Here is a 1,614-nt window from a genome sequence, read left to right as displayed (position 1 = left end):
CCCGGGGGTCGAGTCCGAACAGCCCGCCGAGGGCCCGGCGGGCCGCGGCGCGGGAGCGGACGAAGGCGGCCGCGTCCCGTTCGGCGGGGAGCGACAGCGCCCGCCGGAACTCTTCCGTGTCCAGCAGCGGCAGATCGGCCGGATCGGTGTGCTCCGGCGTACGCCACCACCAGACGTGGGCCTCGCCGCGTGCGCCGAGGGCGTCGGCCACGGCCAGCGCCGCGCCGTGGGCGGGGCCTTCTTCCTTTAACGTCATGAAGTCCTCCCTTCTTCTCCCCCGTCGGATGGTGCGGGACGCGCGGCGGTCGGACGGAATTCGCTGGGATTTCCCTTGCGGAACCGTAGACAAAGCCGCCCCGTAACCATGCGGCGGGCAACTATTTCCCGGCTATACCTATGCCTGCCGGCCATTCGCCGGAATTTTCCATAGGAATGGAATAGAGCAGGTCCGGAAACTGACTCGGGTCACCGTTCATCAACCCGAGGATTTCTTCATGCCGCGGACCCAAGAACACACCCTGACGCTGCCCGCGACCGCCGCGACTCCGGACGCGATCACCCTCACCGACGCCGAGCGCGCCGAGCTGGTCGCCGTCGCCACCGATGTGCTGCGCTCCAGCCCGGCACTGATCGACGATCCGGCCTGGCTGGACACGGTGCGGGACGCTTCGGCGATGCTGCCGCGGCCGGTGCTGGCCGCCCTGCGCCGGTTCCGTCACGACGCCGGCCCCGACGGGGTGCTGCTGCTGCGCAACATGCCGGTCGTGGCGAACGACCCGCTGCCCGAGACGCCGGCCGTTCCCGGTTCGGTGGAAAGGGTGCCGGCCGTCGCGTCCACCCTGGTCACGGCCGCGATGATCCAGCTCGGCGAGGTCATCGCCTATCGCAGCGAAAAGACCGGGGCTCTGGTCCAGAACGTCGTCCCGGTTCCGGGGAGCGAGCGTTCCCAGAGCAATGCCGGTTCCGTCCTGCTGGAACTCCACGTCGAGAACGCTTTCCACGACAACAAGCCCGACTACGTCGGTCTGCTGTGCGTGCGCGAGGATCCGACGGGCGACGCGAAGCTGTGCACGTCCTCGATCCGGCGGGCCCTGCCGCTGCTTTCCGAGCACACGGTGTCGGTGCTGGCCGCGCCGCGCTTCCTCACCGAGCCGCCGCCGTCCTTCGGCGACCTGAACTCGGTCACCCCCGCCCATCCCGTGCTCGTCGGGGACCCGCGGGACCCGAACATCCTGGTGGACTTCGCCGCGACGCACCCGCTGGACGACGAGGCCAAGGCCGCCATGGGCGAACTGCGCGAGGCCCTCATGCGGACGATGTCGGCGCTGGCCCTGCGGGTCGGGGACCTCGCGGTGGTCGACAACCGGCTCGCGGTGCACGGCCGTACCTCCTTCACCCCTCGTTACGACGGCCAGGACCGCTGGCTGCACCGGGTGTACGCGCACCTGGACCACCGGCGCAGCCGGGTCGACCGCAAGGGCGGTGGTGCGGTGCTCAACTGACGTGCGGCCCGACCGATTTCACGGTTCCGGGCCAACGGCCGGAGGGCCGGCCCCTTGTGGGGGCCTGTCGGTCAAGGCGCAGCTCCTCCTGGACACCCGCGGCGCCGCGCCC

The 1,614-nt window shown here is 70.8% G+C and carries 1 protein-coding gene and 1 pseudogene; one reads left to right on the top strand and one right to left on the bottom strand.

Annotated elements, in window-relative coordinates:
* Positions 1 to 256 (bottom strand): annotated as a pseudogene (locus ACFV0Q_RS41505) (phosphopantetheinyl transferase); the annotation flags it as partial.
* A 238-nt stretch (positions 257 to 494) separates the two neighbouring features.
* Here ACFV0Q_RS41505 and ACFV0Q_RS41500 point away from each other — a divergent pair.
* Positions 495 to 1,502: a TauD/TfdA family dioxygenase gene (locus ACFV0Q_RS41500; RefSeq protein ID WP_385013287.1), complete on the top strand. Its 1,008-nt coding sequence runs from the start codon at positions 495 to 497 to the stop codon at positions 1,500 to 1,502.
* Positions 1,503 to 1,614 lie beyond the last annotated feature (112 nt).

The organism is Streptomyces sp. NPDC059564 (assembly GCF_042735575.1).
Classification (GTDB): domain Bacteria; phylum Actinomycetota; class Actinomycetes; order Streptomycetales; family Streptomycetaceae; genus Streptomyces.
Note: the sequence above shows the minus strand (reverse complement) of the source record. Positions and strands in the feature narration are given on the sequence as shown.

Excerpts from the sequence above, each read along its gene's own strand:
- ACFV0Q_RS41500 (WP_385013287.1), top strand. The coding sequence starts at position 495 with ATGCCGCGGACCCAAGAACACACCCTGACGCTGCCCGCGACCGCCGCG.